Consider the following 18,992-nt stretch of genomic DNA (forward strand, 5'->3'; position numbering starts at 1 on the left):
CTAGTGGTGATGCATGCCGGGCATGGACCCGCCGGCCGGCTTGTTGGAGGTGGCGGCTGGTGCGCTCGCTGGCATGACGTGCCCCGCGTGGCCGCCATCCGCAGAAGCGTCTGACTTGGGGCTCACGGCCGCGTTGGTCTCGCGCCAGGGCGCGGGGCCGGTATCGCGATACGCGCGGTAGCTGTCGAATGTGCGCGGCGCGGCTGCAGCCGGCACAGTCGCGTCCGCATTCAGTGGATCAGTTGGGGAAGCTGTCGGCGCAGACGCCCCGCCCTGCGCCAAAACCCATGGCGGCGCCAACGCCAGTAGCGCGGCGGCCACGAACCATCGTGTGGAAAGCATGAGAAACCTCGATCAAGCGTGATGACATACGGCCGCGTGTCGTGCACGGAGCCGTAGAACCAGAGGCCAGCCCGCTCTATGGACGGACTGGTGGCGTCAAACGCGAATCGAGGGTGGACGTTGCAGCGCTTCGGGAATGAAGCTGCGGAAGGAAACAGCAAGGCCACGCGGCGCAGCGGCCGGCAGCTTGATCAGCGGCACGCCAAGGCTGGCGACCAGGGGAACGACCGACCCGAGCGAACAGGCCGCGCAGATCGGGCAGGTCTTGCAGTGCGACTGCGCCGGCGCTTTCGGCTCGGTGTCGGCAGCCATGGCGTCTTCATGCTCATGGCAAGCGTCGGACATGACGGCGCCATCATCCCGCATTGCCATGGCAACCATTGCATCGTCCATTGCACCGCCGCGCGCCATCATGGTCGTCGCGGCAAACCCTTGCAGGGGCAGTGCCAGGACAACCAGCCAAAGCAGGAGGCGGGTCAGCAAGCGGTGCATGGAAAACAGGACGGACTGAAAATCGTTTGCGGCAGAAACCGTTAGTGTAGCGCGATGCCATCAAATTTCGAGCAATGCAGCACAAGATGAGTTGAGCGCGGCACAATGACGGCCTGCTGCGTACCCATTTCTGCGCGCCCTGCTTTCCCATCATCCCAGCTTCAACGCCCCCATGAATACGCAATCCCACCAGCTCAGCATGACCGTGCTGATGACGCCTGACATGGCCAATTTTTCCGGCAACGTGCACGGCGGCCACATCCTCAAGTTTCTCGATCAGGTTGCGTATGCGTGCGCGAGCCGCTACGCCGGCCGCTATGTCGTGACGCTGTCGGTGGACCAAGTGGTGTTTCGCCAGCCGATTCACGTGGGTGAACTGGTGACGTTCCTCGCGTCGGTCAACTACACCGGCCGCACATCGATGGAAATCGGTATCAAGGTCGTTACGGAGAACATCCGCAACCAGGTCGTGCGCCATACCAACAGCTGCTATTTCACGATGGTGGCCGTGGACGACGATGGCAAACCGGCTGACGTGCCGCCGCTGGCGCCCGCCAACACCGAAGAAAAGGAACGCTTCGAAGCCGCGCAGCAGCGCCGCGCGCTGCGTCAGGAAATGGAAGCCCGACACAAAGCGATCAAGGCAACCTACAGCACGCCGGCTTCGGGCAGCTGAACTGCCTGCCTACGCAGTCAGCAAGGTACTGCAAACCGCGTGGTATCGCGATCGCGCATCGTTATCCACAGGCTTACCCACCGTTTCTGTGGATAACGCAGCGCCAGTGTTGCGCAAACGCGCCCCGCCTCGACGCAACCTATGACTGAGGAAGCGCGTGCAGAAATGCGAGCACGGCGTCGTTGAACAACGCCGGTCGCTGCAATGGCGCGAAATGGCTCACGCCCGGCAGCAACACAAACTGCGCGTCAGGAATGGTCTGCGCCAGATAGTGCGCGTGCTCGGGCCGAATGAACTCGTCGTGTTCGCTCTGAGCGATCGTCACCGGCACGCGGGTCGCAGCCAGCTCTTCGGCTGTTGCGTTGGGCTGCGTCTGCATCATTTCGGTGACGGCCGCGACAAATGCATCGAAATCGTCGGGCGTGGATGAGAGCGCGGTGTAATCCTTTCGGTGGCGCGCAAAACAGCGATCGATGACGGGCGTAGGCAAAAAGGGCTTGGCGCCGCTTGGGTCCATGTTGCAACCGAAGAAGAACACGCCCGCAGCGCGTTCCGGCGTCTGCATGGCCAGGGTGAGCGCAACGCAAGCGCCGTCGCTCCAGCCGATGAACGCCGCGCGGTCGATGTGCAGCGCATCCATGACAGCCCGCACGTCGGATGCCATGCGCGTGTAGGCGTAAGGCTGTGCGTCGCGTGTGCTGCGGCCGTGCCCACGGCTGTCGATGACGATGGGCCTGTAGCCCGCACTCGTCAGTGCCGGAACCTGATACCACCAATTGCCGCTGTGGCCGAGCCCGCCATGCAGCAGGATCACAGGCCTGCCGGCACCGAAGGTCGCATACCAGATGCGGGCACCGTCGTGCTCGACATGGCCGTGCTCAACGGCGGACGGCAGCGGTTCAGCGCCCTGGGCGGCAAACCGTGTCAGATCGTCGTCGAAGGCGTCCATGTCGATCAGGTATCAGCCTGCATAGCCAAGCGCCGCAAACTGCTGCTTGAACCACCAGTAGCAGAGCGCCGCGGCGGCGGCAAAGATGGCCACAAGCACCCAGCCCAGCGGCGTCAGGCGCTTGCGTTCGGCATCGCGGTAGGCCAGCTTGTCGCCGCCGACCAGAAACGCCAGCCCGAAAACCAGGCAAGCCGGCACCAGCACCATCGCCTTGAGCGAGTACCGCACCGTGGGCGCGCCCGCCTGCGCCTCGTGCAGCGGGGCGAGGATGAAGAACCAGCCGATCACCGCGCCAATGACGAGCACCAGCACGCCGCCCAGGCGAGTCTTGAGGTCTTGAGACATGGGAAGCTTCGAGGGATGGGTTGGCTGGCGCCGTGCGATTACGCCACCAGCATGATCCCGCGAGAATAGGGAAGCCGCCCCGGCCACGCAACTTGTGTTAAGGCCGTTAACACTAGCCGCAAACCCGGCCCGGACTAGCGCGCCTCTCCGATCTCGATACCGAGTTCGTTGAGCACCTCACGCGCCGAACGAAACGCCTCGATGGCAGCCGGCGCACCGGCATAGATAGCGCTATGCAGCAGCACTTCGCGGATCTCCACCGCCGTTGCACCGTTGTTGATGGCGCCGCGCACATGGCCCTTCAGTTCAGTGCTGCGGCCCAGCGCAGCGAGCATCGCGCAGGTGCACAGGCTGCGCGTCTTGAGGTCGATGCCGTCCCGCTGCCACGTGCTGCCCCAGGCGTGTTCGTTGAGCCAATCCTGCAGCGGTGCCGAGAAGGCGTCCAACCCGCTCATCGCACGTTCAACAAATGCATCGCCCATCACCTGCGCGCGGCGTGCACGCCCGGCCTGCTTGTCTTGTTCCGACACGATGCCTTCCTCCGTTTTGAAAAATCACGTCGATCAGCCTGGCTTGACCAGGAACATCATCAGCGCCGTACCCAGCAGCACCGCGCAGAACGCCAGCCGCAAACGCCGCGCTGAAAACCGATACGCCAAGGCCACACCCCACGACACGCTGACAATACCGCCGGCCGCCAGCGGAATACCCGTTCCCCAATCCACGTGGCCGGCATGCGCATACGTGGCAAGTGCGATCAGCGAGCCTGGCACCACCAGCGCGAGCGCCATGCCCTGGGCGCGTGTCTGCTGCATGCCGAAGAACGTCACCAGCGCCGGCACCACCACCAACCCGCCGCCCACCGTGAAAATGCCCGACATCGCGCCGCTGGCGATGCCCATCAACGGCAGCGCGGCGGCCGGCATGGCATGTGGAGCAGCATGCGCGGCATCAGCGGTATTCGGCTTCTCTTTGAGCTGCGAGGCAAAGTACACCGCCAGCACGATCAGAAATACCGCAAACGCCGTATGCAGCAGGTGAGCGTCCAGCCCTGCTGCAAAGCGCGCGGAAACGTAGGTGGCCGCCATCGAGAACACGCAGATCAGCGCGACGGAACGCAGATGCACCGGATGCCGCTGGTGATACCGCCAGAAGCCGATCAGCACGTTGGGCGCAATCATCACCAGCGCGGTGCCCTGCGCCAGGTGCTGGTCCATCCCGTACAGATAGCCCAGCACAGGAATGGCGATCAGCCCGCCGCCAATGCCGAGCAAACCGCCTGCCACGCCGAGACCCATCCCGAGCAGCAAATTGATCAGGCCCGTAAGAATCGCGTGAGACGTCATGCCGACAAGAATGGAAGGGGCAGAAAGAAACGCGGCGGCGCGCTGTATCTGCTACAGCGCGCCGCCGGAAGTGAATGTGAAATTGTAGCGCTTGCCGTGCCGAGCAAGGTCTAGGCGAGATGCGCAGCGAAGCCTGATTTTTCGGGAGCGATCTCGGCCCGCAGCGTGAGTGCCGGGATCTCGTATTCACCGGCATTCTGCTGGCGGAACGGGATCGGTGCTGAGGTGAACAAGGTGTCGAGCCGCTCGCCCAACGCCTGGGTGGTCTGCGCAAAGCGTGCCGCGTCCATGCGGCCGGTGCGGTAGCTCACGAATGGCGGCACCACATCAAAACCGGGGTAGTACAGGATGCCGTGCTGGATCGGGAACAAGATGTCGTCGATCGGGCCGTTGATGCCGCGCGGGCTGTAGTGTGATTCCCAACCGCCCGTGGTGACGATGAGCATGGCGCGCTTGCCCGCGAGCGTACCTTCGCCGTAGCGGTCACCCCAGTGGGAGTCGGAGTGCTCGCCAACGCCATAGGCAAAGCCATAGGCATAGACGCGCTCGACCCAGCCCTTGAGGATGGCCGGCATCGAAAACCACCACAGCGGAAACTGCAGGATCACGGCGTCGGCCCATTGCAGCTTGGCCTGTTCGGCAGCAATGTCGGCGGCTTGCAGGCCGTTCTCGAATGCGTGCTTGGAATCCAACGACGGGTGGAAATGCGGACCGACCGGCGCGACGGCGCTGTCGTTTGCATCCAGCGAGGCCTTCCACTGCATGGCGTACAAGTCCGATACCTGCACGGCGTGGCCGGCGCCTTCCAGACGCTGGACGGCAAAGTCCTTGAGAGCGCCGTTGAGCGACTTGGGTTCGGGATGGGCGTAGACGATCAGGACATTCATGGTGACAACTCCAAATAAGGAATGGCTCCAGAATGCGGGGCGCCCAGGTATATTGGAAATGAATTATCAATATTCCAGGCATAGCCATGAATAATCTCAGGCGGTTGGACCTGAACCTGCTGGTGACGCTCGATGTGCTGCTGACCGAGCACAACGTCACGCGTGCAGCGGAGCGGCTGAACTTCTCACAGCCTTCCGTGAGCGTGCATCTGGCCAAGTTGCGCGACATCTTTGGCGACCCGCTGCTGCTCCCTGGCCCGCGCGGCATGCGCCCAACCGCCCGCGCGGAAAGCTTGCGCGAGCCGCTGCGGCTGGCGCTGCAAGCGCTGGAGCAGGCTGTCGCGCCCGCCAGCCCATTCGCCCCGAAGCAAGCCACCAACACGTGGCGCGTGGCCGCCACGGATTACGGCGAATCCACCATCGCGCTGCCCGCGCTGAACACCCTGCGCACAAGCGCGCCGGGCACGCGGCTCGCCATGCTGGAGCTGGTGCCCACGCGCGTCGAAAAGCAAGCCGAGCAAGGGGAGATCGACCTCGCGTTCCACACCACAGACGGCGCGCCACCCGGCCTGCGCCGCCGTGCGCTATTCACTGAACGCTATGTGTTGATCGGTCGCGCTGGGCACCCGCGCCTGAAGCGCAAGCCGACGCTGGCGCAGTTCTGCACGCTGGATCACGTGATCGTGTCGCCCGATGGCGGTGGCTTCTTCGGCGTGACAGACGAAGTCCTGAAGGCGGCCGGTGCCACGCGACGCGTGGTGCTGTCGGTGCCGCACTTCCTCTTTGTGATGACGGCGGTGGCCAGCACTGACATGGTCGCCATGCTGCCCGAGCGGCTGGTGCGTGGGGCCAGTGCGCTACAGGTGGTTGAACCGCCGGTGGACGTGCCCGGGTATGAGATGTCGATGCTGTGGCATGAACGCATGCATCGAGACCCAGGGCACCAGTGGCTGCGAGACGTGATTGCGGGAGCGGTCTAGCCAGCCGCCCCCAAAGCACCATCGCGGAAAAGACTACAGCCCGACCTTTGGCGCGGTGAAGATCAGGCGCAGTCCGAGCGCACCGATCGCCACGGCCGCCACGCGATCGACCCAGGTCTTGGCACGCAAGTACATCTCACGCGGCACACGGCTCGAAAAGCACAGCGCGACGATGGTGTACCACCCGAACTCGACCAGGAACACCAGCGGCGGCAGCACGAAGTAGCACCACACCGGCGGATGCTGCGGCAGCAGCGCGGCAAAGATACTGCCGTACCAGATGGCCGTCTTGGGATTGCTCATCTGCGTGGTGATGCCGGTCCAGAACGACTTGCGCGCGCTGCCGGCCTGCTGCGTCAGGCGATCGTCCATCACCATGGGTAGCTTGGCGCCGCGCCAGATCTTCCACGCCATGTAGGTCAAATATGCGCCACCGGCAACCTTGAGGCCGATGTAGAGCCACTCCACGGCTTGCAGCAACGTGTAAAGCCCTGCCAGGGCCAGGCCACCGAAGAACAGGGCGCCAGCGCCCATGCCAAGTGCAGTGGCCAGGCCGTCGCGGCGCGACAACCCGATGGCATTGCGCGCCACCAGCACAAAACTCGGCCCGGGAATCATGGCGCCCAGCAACAGCGCAACGAGAATGGCAAATACGGCGGCAGATGCGGTCATCAGGAGTCTCCTTGTGTGGGCGCAGACATTCAGAGATGCAGGCCGCGATTCTGCCACGCCAACGATTCCTGCGTCGGCCCGGTGGCAAGGCAGCGGCGGCACCTCTGCCGCCACCCCGCCCTGCCCTTACTTGCACTGCTGCTTGTTGATCGACACGTCATTCAGGTCAGCGGCGGTGTAGAGCGCCGGCACGTTCGGGTCGCCGGCACCCGTCATTGCCACATTCAGGAGCGCCAGGGCCTGGAGGTGGCCAGCCTCGCCGCTTGAAAAGCGCTGCTGCGCCGATTTCGATGCGTTGTACATGCCATTGCACAGGAGCGCCTTGCGGAATATCTCCAAAACCGCGATCCGTGCAGCGTACGTCTCGCGCCGCTCAGCGGCTGTGGCGGGCGCGTGGTTGATCTTGGCGTACTGATTGGCGCACTGCGTGCCGAGAATTGGGTACGCATCCTTGATGCCGTCGCATGTTGCGACGGTCGCGGGCGGCGCAGCCAACGCGGCCGTGGCCGCCAGCGACGCGATCAGGGACACCACCGCCAACAGCACGATACGGATGACAAGCACATTCGAGCGGATGTTCATTGCAGGTTCTCCTCAGTCAGATACGTGGACAAAAAACACAGCGGCAACCGGTAGCGCTGTGTGGACTGACGATACGGGCGGGGTCTGCGGCGGTGGAATGCACCAGAGGTTCTGGCGCAGGTCAGGGGAAACGCGGCATGGGAAGAATGCCGACGAGGCCGGCCACGCTTCATTGGCGTCGATGGTTGATTGCCATGGCAGCGCGCAACGTGGGGTCCCGACAACGCTTCGTGCAGCTGCCGGCGCGTTTGCGCAATCTCCGTTTGCCGCGCTGGCGCGGCCCCGGTAGAGTCTTCCCCCAATGGGTTCACACCCAGAGGTCTGGGCAAAACCGGAGTGATCCGGCGACGCAAAGCTATAGGGACTTCGCTGAACGAAGTCAGCCAGTTGCCCGCCAACCCGCAACGGGGGCGGGCCTGATGACACACGCAACGAATTGCGTGGTCGGGGGCACATAATGAAAACGATACAAACGGGGGGGCGTTCGCCCGCATTCGCCACGCTGGCCGTGGCATCGCAAATGGGCAACGCAAAGCGCAGGTTTGCACGCGCCGCATGCGCGGCTTTCGCCTTGGTGTCGGGCGCGCTGATGGGTGCATCGCACGCCAGCGCTGAAGGGCTGCTGGTGCCGTCCTACATCTATCCGTCGGGCACCGGCGCAACGCAATGGAGTGCGCTGGCCACAGCGGCAACGTCGGTACCGACCACGGTCATCCTCAACCCGAACAGCGGCCCGGGCACGACGCAGGATGCCAACTACGTTGCCGCCGTCGCCAAGGTGCATGCTGCAGGCGGCAAGGTGATCGGGTACGTGTCCAGCTCGTACACAAACCGGTCGTTGTCAGCCGTGGTACAGGACATCAACACTTACCAGGCGCTGTATCAGGTGGACGGCTTCTTCATCGACGAGATGACCGCCGACAGCACAACCGCGCACATCCAGTTCTACCAATCGGTCTACAACTACATCAAGGGGCTATCGCCCAACTACACGGTCACGGGCAACCCCGGCACCAATGTGCCGGAGATCTATGCCAGCCTGCCGGTGGCGGATCAGCTCGTCGTATTTGAAGACAACGCCAAGCACTACGCCAGCTATGCGCCCCTGGCGTGGCAGGCCAACTATCCGACCGCGCGGTTTGCGCACATCGTCTACGCTGCGTCAGCCACGCAGATGCAAACTTTCGTTCGCAACGCATCGAGCAAGGGCGCTGCCACCGTATTCATCACGAACAAGACGTTGCCGAATCCGTACGGCGCGCTGCCGACTTACTGGAGCCAGGAGGTGTCCGCCACTGCCATTGCCCCATGACGGCGCTGGCGTGACGCACGCCGCATGTGCGGGCTGATGCTCCGCACATGCTTTATATTCGGGCCACATCGCATCCACCCTTCGCCGCCCGCCGGCGTTGAGGCAACAACAAGGAGAACCCCGTGGCCCTTTCTTCCAACAAGCTGCCCCCCTGGACCGTCGCTGCCCCGCTGCTGGCGTGGGTGGTGCTGGTCGGCGGCTCGTTCATGACCCCCCCTGGCTGGCTGATCGCGCTGATGGCCCTTGCACTGGCCGGCGCCGTCTTTGCCGCCGTCCACCACGCCGAAGTCGTCGCTCACAAGGTGGGCGAGCCGTTCGGCACGCTCGTCCTGGCGATTGCCGTGACGGTGATCGAAGTCGCGCTGATCGTCTCGGTGATGCTCTCTTCCGGGCCAGAGAAAGCGGGATTGGCGCGCGACACCGTGTTTGCCGCGGTCATGCTCATCTGCAACGGTATCGTGGGCGTGTGCCTGTTCGTGGGTGGCCTGCGTCACCGCGAGCAAGCTTTCCAGGCGCCAGGCGCCACTGCAGCGCTCGCCGTGCTCGCTGCGCTTGTCACGCTGACCATGGTGCTACCCAACTACACGAGTTCCACGCCGGGGCCTGTCATGACCTCGTCGCAGCTGGCCTTCGCCGGGGTGACATCGCTGGTGCTGTACGGCTGCTTCGTCATCGTGCAGACCATTCGCCACCGCGATTATTTTCTCGTCGACAGCGCCAACGAAGACGTGCATGCACCGCCGCCGCCCGCACGCGTCGCGGCGCTCAGCGCGGTATTGCTGATGGTATCGCTGGTGGCCGTCGTGGGTCTGGCCAAGGTGCTGTCGCCTTCGGTGGAAGCGGCCATCCTGAATGCAGGCGCTCCGCCCGCGACGGTCGGCATCGTCATCGCCGCTCTGGTGCTGCTGCCGGAATGCCTGGCCGCCCTGCGCGCCGCCAATGCAGACCGCATCCAGACGAGCCTGAACCTCGCACTGGGCTCGGCGCTGGCGAGTATCGGCCTGACCATCCCGACGGTGGCGGCCGTGTTCATCTGGATCGGCCGCCCGCTCGAACTGGGCCTGGGCCCGAAGGAAATGGTCCTGCTGTTCCTGACGCTGATCGTGTCGTCGCTCACGCTCGGCAAGGGCCGCACGACCATCCTGCAAGGGGTCGTGCATCTGGCCATCTTTGCGTCGTATCTGTTTCTCTCGATCGTGCCCTGAGCAACACGCACGGTAGCGGGTTGATGTTTGGGGCGCCGCCGGGCGCCCCTTGTTTTTTAGGCGCCATGTCCGGCGTTATTGCACCGGCTCCATGCCTTGCAGCAACGTAGGAATCAGCTCCGACACCGTCGGGTGAATGTGCATGGCGCGGCTGATGGTCGTGTACGGCGCCTTGGCATACATCACGTCGAGGATCGAATGCACCGCCTCGTCACCGCCCACACCCAGGATCGACGCGCCCAGAATCTCGTGTGTCTGCGCATCGACCACCACGCGCATGAAACCCTGGCTCTCGCCCTTCTCCACCGCGCGGCCGACGCGCGTCATCGGGCGGTTGCCGACCAGCAGCTTGCGCCCCGATTGCTTCGCTTCCGAGAGCGACATGCCGACGCGCGCAAGCGGCGGGTCGATGTACATGGCGTACGCCTGGATGCGGTCCGACACCTTGCGCGGATCATCGTCGAGCAGATTGGCCGCGACGATCTCGTAATCGTTGTAAGCCGTGTGCGTGAACGCGCCGCGGCCGTTGCAATCGCCCATGGCCCAGATTCCAGGCACGTTGGTGCGCAACTGCTCGTCAACGCGGATATTGCCGCGCTTGTCGATTTCCACGCCGGCCTTGTCGAGTCCAAGATCATCGGTATTGGGCACCCGCCCGACCGCCATCAGCAGATGCGAGCCCGACACCTCGCGCGCGCCGCTGCCGCAGTCCAGACCGACCACCACGTTGGCGCCATCGCGCCGCACGTTCAGGCAATCGGCGTTGACCTGCACGTCGATGCCCTCGGCTTCGAGAATCTCGCGCACCGCCTGCGATACGTCTTCGTCTTCGCGGGCGATCAGGCGCGGGCCTTTCTCGACGATCGTCACGCGCGCACCGAAGCGACGAAACATCTGGCCGAACTCCAACCCGACGTAACTTCCGCCGATCACGACGAGGTGCTCGGGCAGAAAATCCACGTCCATCATGGTGGAGTTGGTGAGAAATGGCACTTGATCGAGCCCCGGCATGGGCGGCACCAACGCCCGGCCGCCGACGTTGACGAAGATGTGTTCGGCTTCAAGCAGTTCGTTGCCGACGCGCACGGTGTGCGCGCTCTCGAAACGGGCGTGGCCCTGAAAGACGGTGCAGTGCTCCAGACCGCGCACCCATTGCTCGACGCCATGGTTGGAGCGGCCGGAAATTTCATCCTTGCGGGCCTTCATACGCTGCATATCAACGGTGACGCCGCCGTTGATCACGACGCCGTATTCAGCCGCACGCTGCGCCATGCGTGCTGCATAGGCGCTGGCCACCATCGCTTTCGTGGGAATACAGCCGGTGTTGACGCACGTGCCGCCAAAGCGGCCGCGCTCGATGATGGCCACCTTCATGCCGGCGCCAGACAGGCGCGCCGCCAGCGGCGGGCCGGCCTGACCGGTGCCGATGATGATGGCGTCGAAGCGTTGCGTCATGGCGCTCTCCTTCGTGTGCGGGCCAATCGCGGCCGTCTCGGTATGGTAGGCGGCCCACGTGGCAACGGCGAGTCCGGCGGCAGGTTTTGCCGACGCACCGGGCGACGCACGCGGACAGCGTCGTCGCCGGAAGGAAAGCAAGAAAGCGGCCGTTGCGCTCAGTGGCGAGCGCAACGGCGCATCAGATCAATGGTGGTGATGGTGCTTGCCGTGGCGACGGTAGCCGCGGCCGCGGTCGTCGCGGTCGGAATACGAATTGCGCTGTACGTTGCCACCCAGGGCTGCACCCGCGCCGCCGCCCAGGCCCGCGCCCACGATGCCGCCCGTACGGCCGCCCATGGCATTGCCCGCAGCTGCGCCCACACCGCCGCCCAGCGCACCGCCCACGATGGCGCCCTTGCGCTCGCGGCCGTTGGCCGTCAATGCGCCGCCGGCACCGCCGCCCACAGCACCGCCGATGACGGAGCCGGTCGGACCGCCCAGCGCGCCGCCCACGGCCGCCCCGCCCGCGCCACCCAGCGCGCCACCCAGCGCATTGCGCAAGTCGTCCGCCGCAGCGGGCAAGGCCGTCAGGCCGGCAAGCGTTGCCACAATCAGGGCCGGTGCAATTTTCTTCAACATGGTGTTCTCCTTATGCGCAAATGCAGGATGCGGCACTCAAATCAGCACTGAGGGCCGATCCGGGCTCGATGAGTTCGGGGCGCAGAATACAAGTCGCGCAACGGGACGGGTTAAACACATTCGTCAATCTCGTAACAGAATGTTGCTAGTCCAAGCATCCCCCTAAGCCATTGATAAGCCAGACCGAACAGGAGAACCCATGCCCAGCTACATCGCCTTCCTGCGCGCCGTAAACGTCGGCGGCACCGGCAAACTGCCCATGGCCGAACTGCGCGCGATGTGCGAATCGATCGGCCTGACCGGCGTACGCACCTACATTGCGAGCGGCAATGTGGTCTTTCAGAGCCGGCTGGCGGAAGCAACCGTCAAGGCGAAGCTGGAACGCTGCCTGGAGAACTACGCCGGCAAACCCGTGGGCGTGCTCGTGCGCACGGGCGCGGAGCTGGCAGCGGTGCTGGAAGGCAATCCATTCAAGACGGCTGCGCCCAACCGGACGGTCGCGATTTTCCTGGATACGCCGGCGCCCGCCGATGCCTTGGCCGCCGCCACCGGCTGCCGGACGGAAGAGATGGCCTTGGGCACGCGCGAAATCTACGTGCACTACGGTGAAGGGATGGCCAATTCCAAACTGAAAATTCCCGCCGCCAAAACGGGGACGGCCCGCAACATGAACACCATCGCCACGCTGGTCGACTGGGCGACCGAATAGCGGCGCTAAGCGCAGATCATTGCGCCGCCGACTTGCGCTTGGTCATGTGGTGCAAGTACGCCAGCAGATCGTTGAGTTGCGCATCGGACAGCGTTTTCTCGTCGATGGCCGACATGCGGGCGTTGGGCCACCAGCGCAGGGATTGCGGATCGCGGATCAGGTGGCGCAGTTTCTCGTCGCCCAGGTATTCGACCGGGCTGTACGGCACGTTCAGGTCGGGGCCAAGGTTGGCATCTCCCGCGCGGTTGAGCGTGTGGCACGAAAAGCAGACGCGCTGGAACGTGGCGAAACCGCGCATGACGGGGCCATCAGCCGGCAGCCCCGCCGCAGGGCGGATGGCCGCAAAGCGCTCGCCGGGCAGCGCGGCAATATCGATGCGCACGATGCTGTAAGTCCACAGGCTTTCGTTCACCACCGATGCCTTGGCCGGCGGCGCGGTCCAGATCAGGCGGAACGGGCCAATGTCCTGACCCTTGAGCGTGGGCCACGGTGCGGCGGGGTCTTCCACGGCCAGCCAGGCGCGCGGGCCATCGGCGCGGTCGCCCAGCAGCAGGCGCATCGGCAGGTGTGATACGTAGCCGTCGCTGGCGGCGGTGGTGGCGCTGGCATCCGGGCTGACCGCCTGTCCGCGGAACAGCTCCGTCACCGGGATTGCCTTGAAGGTCAGGCGGCTCTTCAGGTTCTGGTCTTCCACGGTCACGCTCGTCACGTGCGGATCGTGCAGCAATGCATCGCGCGACAACGTGCGGTGCTGCGTGCCGATGTTGACGGTCAGCGTCGTGCCGTCATCCGGGGCGTCAGCCGCATGGGCGCCACTGCTGAACGCTGCGCATGCGCAGAGCGCCCATCCGGCCATCGTTGCAAGCCAGTTCTTCATGAGGTCTCCTGTGGGCAAATTGGGGCATTTCGTTGCGACGAGAGTGTAGGCAAGCGCACGAGGTTTGGCACGGTTTTCGTTACCGATACAACTGTGCTTCCACTCGATGCCTGACGGTCTGCAACGCGGCATCGAGCCGCTCAAGCGCGACGGAGCCCAACGCCAGCCGCAGCGCATGCGGTACCTGCTTTGACGTCGCAAACGGCTCTGCGGTGGACACGGAGATGCCATCCTCCTGCAGCGCCACGGCCACGCGGTCGGCACGCACCTCGGGCGGCAGCGCAAGCCAGACAAAATACGACGCAGGATGCGTGACCAGCGTCAACCCAGCCAGCGCTTTGCGGGCAATCGCCTGGCGTGCTGCCGCATCGCGCCGCTTTTCGGCTTCCAGGCGGTGGACCGTGCCGTCGTCCAGCCATGCGCATGCAAGGCTGGTGATGATGGCCGGCGTATTCCAGGTCGTGGCGCGAATAGCGCGTTCCAGTTGCGGCACCCACGCAGCCGGCGCGGCAACGAAGCCGAAACGCAGGCCGGTGGCAACGCTTTTCGACAGGCCCGAGACGTAGACCGTCGATTCCGGCGCCAGCGCGGCCAGCGGCACGGGCGGATTGTCTTCGAGAAAGGCGTAGGCCGCGTCTTCCATGGCGATGAGGCCGTGGCGGCGCACGATGGCCGCCAGTTGGCGCCGCCAGCCAATGCCACTTACCCAGCCAAGCGGGTTGTGCAGCGTCGGCATGACGTAGACGGCGCGCACACGGCGCCGTGCGCAAAGCCGCTCCAAAGCATCCAGATCCAGGCCGAGCCCGGCTGCGGGCAGCGGCGCCAGTTCCAGATGCAGCATCTCGGCGATGACCTTGAAACCGGGATACGTCAACGCGTCCACCGCAACCACATCGCCGGGCTTGAGCAGTGCCATGGCGGTCACGGCCAGGCCGTGCTGCGCGCCGTCGACCACGAGGACGTTGTCCGGCGCGACGGGCAAGCCACGCTGTGCCAGGTGGCGCGCCACGCAAGCGCGTTCATGCGCGCGGCCTCCATGCGGCGCGTAGCGCAACAGCGCATCCAGATCGCCGCCGCCGGCCAGCTTGCGCAGCGCACGGCTCAGCAGCCGGGCCTGTCCGGGCAGCGACGGATAGTTGAAGTTCAAATCCACCACGCCGGCGGCCACGGCTTGCTGGTCGATACCGAGGCCGCGCGGCAACGTGTTCTCGCGCACGAAGGTGCCGCGCCCCACTTCGCCGCTCACCAAACCCATCGCTTCAAGCTCGGCATACACGCGCGTGGCCGTGACCAGCGCAACGCCGTGGCGCTGGGCCAGTTGCCGGTGCGTGGGCAGGCGTGTGCCGGGCGGCAGACGGCCGCTGCTGATCTGCGCGGCCAGTTCGTCAACGAGCGGCTGGTAGCGGGCTTGGGTCATGTCTGGGTGTACTAAGGACAATTTTTTGATTGTATTGCCCTGTGCCCCTAGCATGCGATCTTTCCCAACGCGACAGCACACGATCATGCACATCGCCATCCTCACCTTCGATGGGTTCAACGAACTGGATTCGCTTATCGCTTTTGGCGTGCTTCACCGCATCAAAAAACCGGACTGGCGCGTGAGCCTGTGTTGCCCGCATACCGAAGTCACTTCGATGAACGGCGTGACGATGCATGCGCAATCGATGCTGGAAGACGCACGCACCGCAGATGCCGTGCTCGTCGGCAGTGGCATCCGCACGCGCGACGTGGTAGCCGATCCGGCTTTGATGGCGCGGCTGGCGCTCGACCCATCACGTCAGTTGATTGGGGCGCAGTGCTCGGGCACGTTGGTATTGGCCAAGCTGGGGCTGCTCGGCAACGTGCCAGCCTGCACAGACCTGACCACCAAGCCCTGGGTGCAGGAAGCCGGCGTGGAAGTGCTGAACCAGCCGTTCTACGCCAACGGCAATGTGGCGACGGCGGGCGGGTGCTTTGCTTCGCCGTACCTGGCGGCATGGGTGATTGCGCGCACAGAAGGCGTGGAGGCCGCTGCCGAAGCGCTGCACTACGTCGCCCCCGTCGGCGAGAAAGAAGCCTACGTGGAAAACGCCCTGCGCAACCTGCAGCCTCACCTGCCTGGCTGATCGCGGGTGCGTTGGCCAGCCGATAGACTGGACGGCCCCTTCACGCATCGCAGACACGCGATCAGGAGTCACTTCTTGAACACGCTGACGACACTGAAGACGCTATCCCTTTCCATTGCCGTTGCGCTGCTGGCACACAGCACCGGGGCGTTCGCAGCCGAAAGCCTGGCCAACGGCGTCAAGCGCCGCGCACCGCAGGGCATTTCCACGAGGCTCTATGCCTGCGTCGACAAGGCACCGGACAATCCGGACGCAATCGGCGCATGTCTCTCCGCAGAAAAGACCGCGCAGGACGAGCGCCTGAACCGCGCTTACCAAACGCTCTCGAGCAAATTGAACGGCAAGGCGAAAGACGCACTGGCAAGCTCAGAGCAGGCGTGGCAGGACTTCCACAGCAGGACTGCAGCCCTTGAGACCGCCATCTACGGCAAGGACAAACTCGACGATCTGCAGCGCCTGGAAAACGAAGTCTTCCGCCTGAGCGAGCGCGCCAACGCACTCGACAAGTACGTGGCCGCGAAGGGCCAGTAAGCCATTCAGGCGTCTGGCGTCGCCGACAGCCATGTGCGCAGGATGGCCACGCCGTAGCGTGAATCCACCTGCGCGATGAACTGGGCGAAGTCCACGCTGGCCGCGTCATCGGCGCGGTCGGAAATCGTGCGGATGGCGGCAAACGGCACGCCCCACTCGTGGCACACCTGCGCCACCGCGGCGCCTTCCATCTCGACGGCCAGAGCATCCGGCAAGGCCGTACGCAGCACCGCGCTTTCTGCCGAAGTGCAGACAAAGCGGTCCCCGCTGACGATGAGGCCGCGATGCACCTGCGGCGCCGCAATCCCGAAGGCCCGCATGACATCCGGCCCCAGCAGCGCGTGCGGGTCGGCCAGCACGGCGCCAGCGCTTTCCAGCAGCCCGCTGGCGAGCGACACATCGGCAGGAAAACGCGCCATGCCGGTCAGCGGAATCTCCCAGCGCGGGAACAGCGGCGAGGCGTCGACATCGTGCTGCAGCAGCTCTTCCGACACCACCACGTCGCCCACGGCCACGCCCGGTGCCAAGGCGCCGGCCACACCGGCAAACACCACGGCGCGTACGTTGAACTGAGTGATCAGCACGGCGGTGGTGGATGCCGCTGCCACCTTGCCAACGCGCGACAGCACCACAACGACCGCATGGCCGTCCAACTCGCCCGTCCAGAAATCACGGCTGCCGATGTGGACGCACTGCGCGCCGGACAGGCACGTCAGCAGTTCGTTGATCTCTTCATGCAGGGCAGCGACGATGCCGATCGGGCCACGGGCGTCGGGCTGGGAAGACGGAGTGTTCATGCAGGATGCGGCGCCGGCTTGGGGCGCAGATACATCGAAAGACGCCATTGTCGCCGCAATCCGGCACCCGCCGGCACCGTCGCTCAGAGACGCTGCGCCGCGCGTTGCACGGCGTCGTGGCGATCGGCTCGCAAACGATCCAGCCGCGAGGTCACCGCTTCGAGAATCTCCGGTGCCGCGCGCTCGGGGCGGCCGCAATCGAACGGCGGCGCGGGCGCGTATTCGATACCGAGCTGCACGGCCTGCGCATGCTCGACACCGGCAATGTCTGCCATGACCGTCAGCGCCATGTCGATGCCGGCGGTCACGCCGCCGCCGGTGATGAGGTTGCCGTCACGCACCACGCGGGCCTCGTCCACCGTGGCGCCAAACGCGGGCAGCAGGTTGCGCCAGGCCCAGTGGCAGCCCGCGCGCTTGCCCTGCAGCAACCCGGCCGCGCCCAGCACGAGCGAGCCGCTGCAGACGGACGTGACATAGCGCGCGCCGTCGGCAAGGCGCCGGACTTCGCGCACGAACTCGGCGTCTTCCATGGCTTCAATCACGCCAAAACCGCCGGGCACGCAGATCAGGTCAGCATGCGGAATATCCGCCAGCCGCTGCACGTTCGAGATAGTGAGGCCGCCATCGGCATGGATCTCTCCACCGCCCGCCGAGGCGACCACGCATTGCGCGCCGGGCAGCCGCCAGAACACTTCGTGCGGGCCAGTGAAATCGAGCTGGGTGACACGGTTGTACAGCGCAAAGACAACGATGAACGGGGAAGTCGTCATGGCTCGGCTCTCCTGAGAGTGATGCGGTGGTGGGTTGACGCTTCACAGGATCGCGCTCTATCGTGTTGGCAGCAATGACCAGTCTCCCACTTTTTCTGCCATGGCCCACTGCATCGCTGTGCTGATCTTTCCGGACTTCCAACTGCTCGACGCCGCCGGGCCGGTGGCGGCATTTGAAGTGGCCAGCCGGTACCGGGACGATCACTACGCGCTGCGCACGATTGCCGCCCAGGCCGGCCTCGTCCGCAGCTCCTCCGGTGCCCGCTGGGATGCCGAGGCCTTGCCCCCGGCCAACCAAGTCGACACGTTGCTCATAGCCGGCGGCGACGGCGTGGATGCCGCCATGGCCGATGCGCGCACGCGCCGCTTTGTGCAGCGCTGCGCAGCGCGCGGCGCACGCGTGACCAGCGTGTGTTCGGGCAGCCTGCTGCTGGCCGCCACGGGCTTGTTGAACGGCCGGCGCGCCACCACCCACTGGAGCCGCAGCGAGCAGTTCGCGCGCACCTTCCCGCAGGTGCAGCTCGAACCCGACCATATCTACGTGAACGACGGCCCGATCTGGACCAGCGCCGGCATCAGCGCCGGCATTGACTTGGCGCTTGCCCTAATCGCAGAAGACCTGGGCGACCGCCTGGCCCGCGCCGTGGCGCGGCAGCTTGTCGTGTACTACCGGCGGCCCGGCGGGCAGTCGCAGTTTTCAGCGCTGAATGAGATGGATTCGGCACGTGGCCGCTTCAAACCGCTGCTGGATCATGTGCGCCGCAACCTGAGTGCACCGCATCGCGTGGGCGATCTGGCCGAGCACGCCTGCATGAGCCCCCGCCATTTCGCACGCGCGTTCCAGGTCGAAACGGGTCTCACGCCTGCAAAGGCCGTGGAAAAATTGCGCGTGGAGGCAGCCCGCGCCGCGCTGGAAAGCGGTGCCGTCTCCATGCAGCGTGTGGCCACCGAGTGCGGTTTTGGCGATACCGAACGCATGCGGCGCAGTTTTCAACGCCTGTTGGGCGTGCCTCCGTCTTCATTGCGCGCACGCTAATTTCATTTAAACCCGCGCCACTGCGCCATTCGCCTTCCTCAGGCCCAAACTTTGCGTCCGAGCTCCGGCGCCGCCCAGCTTCCACAAAAAAGGGGCGCGCAAATCGGACACACGGAACGCAACGAGCGAAGGAGGAGACGCGTATGGACACTCGGGAAATGTTGGCCGTCGTCGGGGTGACGCTGGCCGTCATCACAGCCTATTCGCTTGCCCGCGATCTGACGGACGAGCCGTTGGGCCTGCTGGCACCGCAAACCGGCCTGGTGCACGTGCAAGCGCAGGTGAATGCGCCGCATCAGTGAG

At 65.0% G+C, this 18,992-nt stretch carries 24 protein-coding genes and 1 riboswitch; of the genes, 9 read left to right on the top strand and 15 right to left on the bottom strand.

Annotated features, from left to right (window positions below):
- Entirely contained in the window at positions 1-342 is a 342-nt protein-coding gene (locus NG898_RS23155; protein ID WP_252694614.1) for a hypothetical protein, read from the bottom strand.
- A 96-nt stretch (positions 343-438) separates the two neighbouring features.
- A complete protein-coding gene (locus tag NG898_RS23160; RefSeq protein WP_252694615.1) occupies positions 439-834 on the bottom strand; it encodes a DUF2946 family protein in 396 nt (131 codons plus the stop codon).
- 172 nt (positions 835-1,006) lie between these two features.
- On the opposite strand from NG898_RS23160, the gene NG898_RS23165 reads away from it, so the two are divergent.
- Positions 1,007-1,510: an acyl-CoA thioesterase gene (locus tag NG898_RS23165; protein WP_092974893.1), complete on the top strand. Its 504-nt coding sequence runs from the start codon at positions 1,007-1,009 to the stop codon at positions 1,508-1,510.
- Positions 1,511-1,649: 139 nt separating this feature from the next.
- Here the strand turns inward: NG898_RS23165 and NG898_RS23170 are convergent, their stop codons facing one another.
- The 5 genes from NG898_RS23170 to NG898_RS23190 all read right to left on the bottom strand — a co-directional run bounded on the left by NG898_RS23170 (position 1,650) and on the right by NG898_RS23190 (position 5,037).
- The gene (locus tag NG898_RS23170) at positions 1,650-2,459 is read right to left on the bottom strand and encodes an alpha/beta fold hydrolase (protein ID WP_252694616.1); all 810 of its coding nucleotides are present in this window, start codon (positions 2,457-2,459) and stop codon (positions 1,650-1,652) included.
- A gap of 12 nt (positions 2,460-2,471) precedes the next feature.
- Positions 2,472-2,804: a hypothetical protein gene (locus NG898_RS23175; RefSeq protein ID WP_252694617.1), complete on the bottom strand. Its 333-nt coding sequence runs from the start codon at positions 2,802-2,804 to the stop codon at positions 2,472-2,474.
- A gap of 134 nt (positions 2,805-2,938) precedes the next feature.
- A complete protein-coding gene (locus NG898_RS23180; protein ID WP_092974884.1) occupies positions 2,939-3,334 on the bottom strand; it encodes a carboxymuconolactone decarboxylase family protein in 396 nt (131 codons plus the stop codon).
- Between the two features lie 33 nt (positions 3,335-3,367).
- A complete protein-coding gene (locus tag NG898_RS23185) occupies positions 3,368-4,150 on the bottom strand; it encodes a sulfite exporter TauE/SafE family protein (RefSeq protein ID WP_252694618.1) in 783 nt (260 codons plus the stop codon).
- 110 nt (positions 4,151-4,260) lie between these two features.
- Complete coding sequence (locus NG898_RS23190; protein ID WP_252694619.1) at positions 4,261-5,037, bottom strand: NAD(P)H-dependent oxidoreductase; 777 nt, start codon at positions 5,035-5,037, stop codon at positions 4,261-4,263.
- An 86-nt stretch (positions 5,038-5,123) separates the two neighbouring features.
- Here NG898_RS23190 and NG898_RS23195 point away from each other — a divergent pair, with 86 nt between their 5' ends.
- Entirely contained in the window at positions 5,124-6,017 is an 894-nt protein-coding gene (locus tag NG898_RS23195) for a LysR family transcriptional regulator (RefSeq protein ID WP_252694620.1), read from the top strand.
- Between the two features lie 33 nt (positions 6,018-6,050).
- Here NG898_RS23195 and NG898_RS23200 read toward each other — a convergent pair whose 3' ends face one another.
- Complete coding sequence (locus NG898_RS23200; protein ID WP_252694621.1) at positions 6,051-6,689, bottom strand: LysE family translocator; 639 nt, start codon at positions 6,687-6,689, stop codon at positions 6,051-6,053.
- 126 nt (positions 6,690-6,815) lie between these two features.
- Complete coding sequence (locus tag NG898_RS23205; RefSeq protein WP_252694622.1) at positions 6,816-7,271, bottom strand: hypothetical protein; 456 nt, start codon at positions 7,269-7,271, stop codon at positions 6,816-6,818.
- A gap of 314 nt (positions 7,272-7,585) precedes the next feature.
- A riboswitch (cyclic di-GMP riboswitch) is annotated at positions 7,586-7,666 on the top strand.
- Positions 7,667-7,728: 62 nt separating this feature from the next.
- On the opposite strand from NG898_RS23205, the gene NG898_RS23210 reads away from it, so the two are divergent.
- Positions 7,729-8,583: a spherulation-specific family 4 protein gene (locus NG898_RS23210; protein WP_252694623.1), complete on the top strand. Its 855-nt coding sequence runs from the start codon at positions 7,729-7,731 to the stop codon at positions 8,581-8,583.
- A gap of 122 nt (positions 8,584-8,705) precedes the next feature.
- Positions 8,706-9,788: a calcium:cation antiporter gene (locus tag NG898_RS23215; protein ID WP_252694624.1), complete on the top strand. Its 1,083-nt coding sequence runs from the start codon at positions 8,706-8,708 to the stop codon at positions 9,786-9,788.
- Positions 9,789-9,863: 75 nt separating this feature from the next.
- On the opposite strand, the gene NG898_RS23220 is transcribed toward NG898_RS23215, so the two are convergent.
- Together NG898_RS23220 and NG898_RS23225 are read right to left on the bottom strand one after the other, a co-directional pair.
- Entirely contained in the window at positions 9,864-11,243 is a 1,380-nt protein-coding gene (locus NG898_RS23220) for an FAD-containing oxidoreductase (RefSeq protein ID WP_252694625.1), read from the bottom strand.
- Positions 11,244-11,429: 186 nt separating this feature from the next.
- Entirely contained in the window at positions 11,430-11,864 is a 435-nt protein-coding gene (locus tag NG898_RS23225; RefSeq protein ID WP_045205440.1) for a hypothetical protein, read from the bottom strand.
- 199 nt (positions 11,865-12,063) lie between these two features.
- Here NG898_RS23225 and NG898_RS23230 point away from each other — a divergent pair, with 199 nt between their 5' ends.
- The gene (locus NG898_RS23230) at positions 12,064-12,573 is read left to right on the top strand and encodes a DUF1697 domain-containing protein (protein ID WP_252694626.1); all 510 of its coding nucleotides are present in this window, start codon (positions 12,064-12,066) and stop codon (positions 12,571-12,573) included.
- Between the two features lie 16 nt (positions 12,574-12,589).
- Here NG898_RS23230 and NG898_RS23235 read toward each other — a convergent pair whose 3' ends face one another.
- Positions 12,590-13,450: a c-type cytochrome gene (locus NG898_RS23235; RefSeq protein WP_252694627.1), complete on the bottom strand. Its 861-nt coding sequence runs from the start codon at positions 13,448-13,450 to the stop codon at positions 12,590-12,592.
- A gap of 79 nt (positions 13,451-13,529) precedes the next feature.
- Complete coding sequence (locus tag NG898_RS23240) at positions 13,530-14,867, bottom strand: aminotransferase-like domain-containing protein (RefSeq protein ID WP_252694628.1); 1,338 nt, start codon at positions 14,865-14,867, stop codon at positions 13,530-13,532.
- Positions 14,868-14,952: 85 nt separating this feature from the next.
- Here NG898_RS23240 and NG898_RS23245 point away from each other — a divergent pair, with 85 nt between their 5' ends.
- The gene (locus NG898_RS23245) at positions 14,953-15,555 is read left to right on the top strand and encodes a DJ-1/PfpI family protein (protein ID WP_252694629.1); all 603 of its coding nucleotides are present in this window, start codon (positions 14,953-14,955) and stop codon (positions 15,553-15,555) included.
- A gap of 75 nt (positions 15,556-15,630) precedes the next feature.
- Positions 15,631-16,086 carry a lysozyme inhibitor LprI family protein gene (locus tag NG898_RS23250; protein WP_252694630.1) on the top strand — a complete coding sequence of 152 codons (456 nt, stop codon included), beginning with the start codon at positions 15,631-15,633 and terminating at the stop codon, positions 16,084-16,086.
- Positions 16,087-16,091: 5 nt separating this feature from the next.
- Here the strand turns inward: NG898_RS23250 and NG898_RS23255 are convergent, their stop codons facing one another.
- Both NG898_RS23255 and NG898_RS23260 read right to left on the bottom strand, forming a co-directional pair.
- Positions 16,092-16,883, bottom strand: a complete 792-nt coding sequence (locus NG898_RS23255) for a 5'-methylthioadenosine/adenosylhomocysteine nucleosidase (protein ID WP_252694631.1) — start codon at positions 16,881-16,883, stop codon at positions 16,092-16,094.
- A gap of 83 nt (positions 16,884-16,966) precedes the next feature.
- On the bottom strand, positions 16,967-17,653 hold the full coding sequence (locus NG898_RS23260) for a DJ-1/PfpI family protein (RefSeq protein WP_252694632.1): 687 nt from the start codon (positions 17,651-17,653) through the stop codon (positions 16,967-16,969).
- Between the two features lie 100 nt (positions 17,654-17,753).
- Here NG898_RS23260 and NG898_RS23265 point away from each other — a divergent pair, with 100 nt between their 5' ends.
- Together NG898_RS23265 and NG898_RS23270 are read left to right on the top strand one after the other, a co-directional pair.
- On the top strand, positions 17,754-18,689 hold the full coding sequence (locus NG898_RS23265) for a GlxA family transcriptional regulator (protein WP_252694633.1): 936 nt from the start codon (positions 17,754-17,756) through the stop codon (positions 18,687-18,689).
- A gap of 143 nt (positions 18,690-18,832) precedes the next feature.
- On the top strand, positions 18,833-18,991 hold the full coding sequence (locus tag NG898_RS23270; RefSeq protein WP_252694634.1) for a hypothetical protein: 159 nt from the start codon (positions 18,833-18,835) through the stop codon (positions 18,989-18,991).
- The last annotated feature ends 1 nt before the right edge of the window (position 18,992 follow it).

It is taken from the genome of Ralstonia mojiangensis (assembly GCF_023955645.1).
GTDB lineage: Bacteria > Pseudomonadota > Gammaproteobacteria > Burkholderiales > Burkholderiaceae > Ralstonia > Ralstonia mojiangensis.

Bases quoted from the DNA above. Each gene is read 5' to 3' on its own strand.
- NG898_RS23220 (WP_252694625.1), bottom strand. From the start codon at position 11,243: ATGACGCAACGCTTCGACGCCATCATCATCGGCACCGGTCAGGCCGGC.
- NG898_RS23170 (WP_252694616.1), bottom strand. From the start codon at position 2,459: ATGGACGCCTTCGACGACGATCTGACACGGTTTGCCGCCCAGGGCGCT.
- NG898_RS23210 (WP_252694623.1), top strand. From the start codon at position 7,729: ATGAAAACGATACAAACGGGGGGGCGTTCGCCCGCATTCGCCACGCTG.
- NG898_RS23255 (WP_252694631.1), bottom strand. From the start codon at position 16,883: ATGAACACTCCGTCTTCCCAGCCCGACGCCCGTGGCCCGATCGGCATC.
- NG898_RS23175 (WP_252694617.1), bottom strand. From the start codon at position 2,804: ATGTCTCAAGACCTCAAGACTCGCCTGGGCGGCGTGCTGGTGCTCGTC.
- NG898_RS23270 (WP_252694634.1), top strand. From the start codon at position 18,833: ATGGACACTCGGGAAATGTTGGCCGTCGTCGGGGTGACGCTGGCCGTC.
- NG898_RS23225 (WP_045205440.1), bottom strand. From the start codon at position 11,864: ATGTTGAAGAAAATTGCACCGGCCCTGATTGTGGCAACGCTTGCCGGC.
- NG898_RS23240 (WP_252694628.1), bottom strand. From the start codon at position 14,867: ATGACCCAAGCCCGCTACCAGCCGCTCGTTGACGAACTGGCCGCGCAG.
- NG898_RS23155 (WP_252694614.1), bottom strand. From the start codon at position 342: ATGCTTTCCACACGATGGTTCGTGGCCGCCGCGCTACTGGCGTTGGCG.
- NG898_RS23200 (WP_252694621.1), bottom strand. From the start codon at position 6,689: ATGACCGCATCTGCCGCCGTATTTGCCATTCTCGTTGCGCTGTTGCTG.
- NG898_RS23160 (WP_252694615.1), bottom strand. From the start codon at position 834: ATGCACCGCTTGCTGACCCGCCTCCTGCTTTGGCTGGTTGTCCTGGCA.
- NG898_RS23260 (WP_252694632.1), bottom strand. From the start codon at position 17,653: ATGACGACTTCCCCGTTCATCGTTGTCTTTGCGCTGTACAACCGTGTC.
- NG898_RS23185 (WP_252694618.1), bottom strand. From the start codon at position 4,150: ATGACGTCTCACGCGATTCTTACGGGCCTGATCAATTTGCTGCTCGGG.
- NG898_RS23230 (WP_252694626.1), top strand. From the start codon at position 12,064: ATGCCCAGCTACATCGCCTTCCTGCGCGCCGTAAACGTCGGCGGCACC.
- NG898_RS23165 (WP_092974893.1), top strand. From the start codon at position 1,007: ATGAATACGCAATCCCACCAGCTCAGCATGACCGTGCTGATGACGCCT.
- NG898_RS23205 (WP_252694622.1), bottom strand. From the start codon at position 7,271: ATGAACATCCGCTCGAATGTGCTTGTCATCCGTATCGTGCTGTTGGCG.
- NG898_RS23235 (WP_252694627.1), bottom strand. From the start codon at position 13,450: ATGAAGAACTGGCTTGCAACGATGGCCGGATGGGCGCTCTGCGCATGC.
- NG898_RS23190 (WP_252694619.1), bottom strand. From the start codon at position 5,037: ATGAATGTCCTGATCGTCTACGCCCATCCCGAACCCAAGTCGCTCAAC.
- NG898_RS23265 (WP_252694633.1), top strand. From the start codon at position 17,754: ATGGCCCACTGCATCGCTGTGCTGATCTTTCCGGACTTCCAACTGCTC.
- NG898_RS23245 (WP_252694629.1), top strand. From the start codon at position 14,953: ATGCACATCGCCATCCTCACCTTCGATGGGTTCAACGAACTGGATTCG.
- NG898_RS23195 (WP_252694620.1), top strand. From the start codon at position 5,124: ATGAATAATCTCAGGCGGTTGGACCTGAACCTGCTGGTGACGCTCGAT.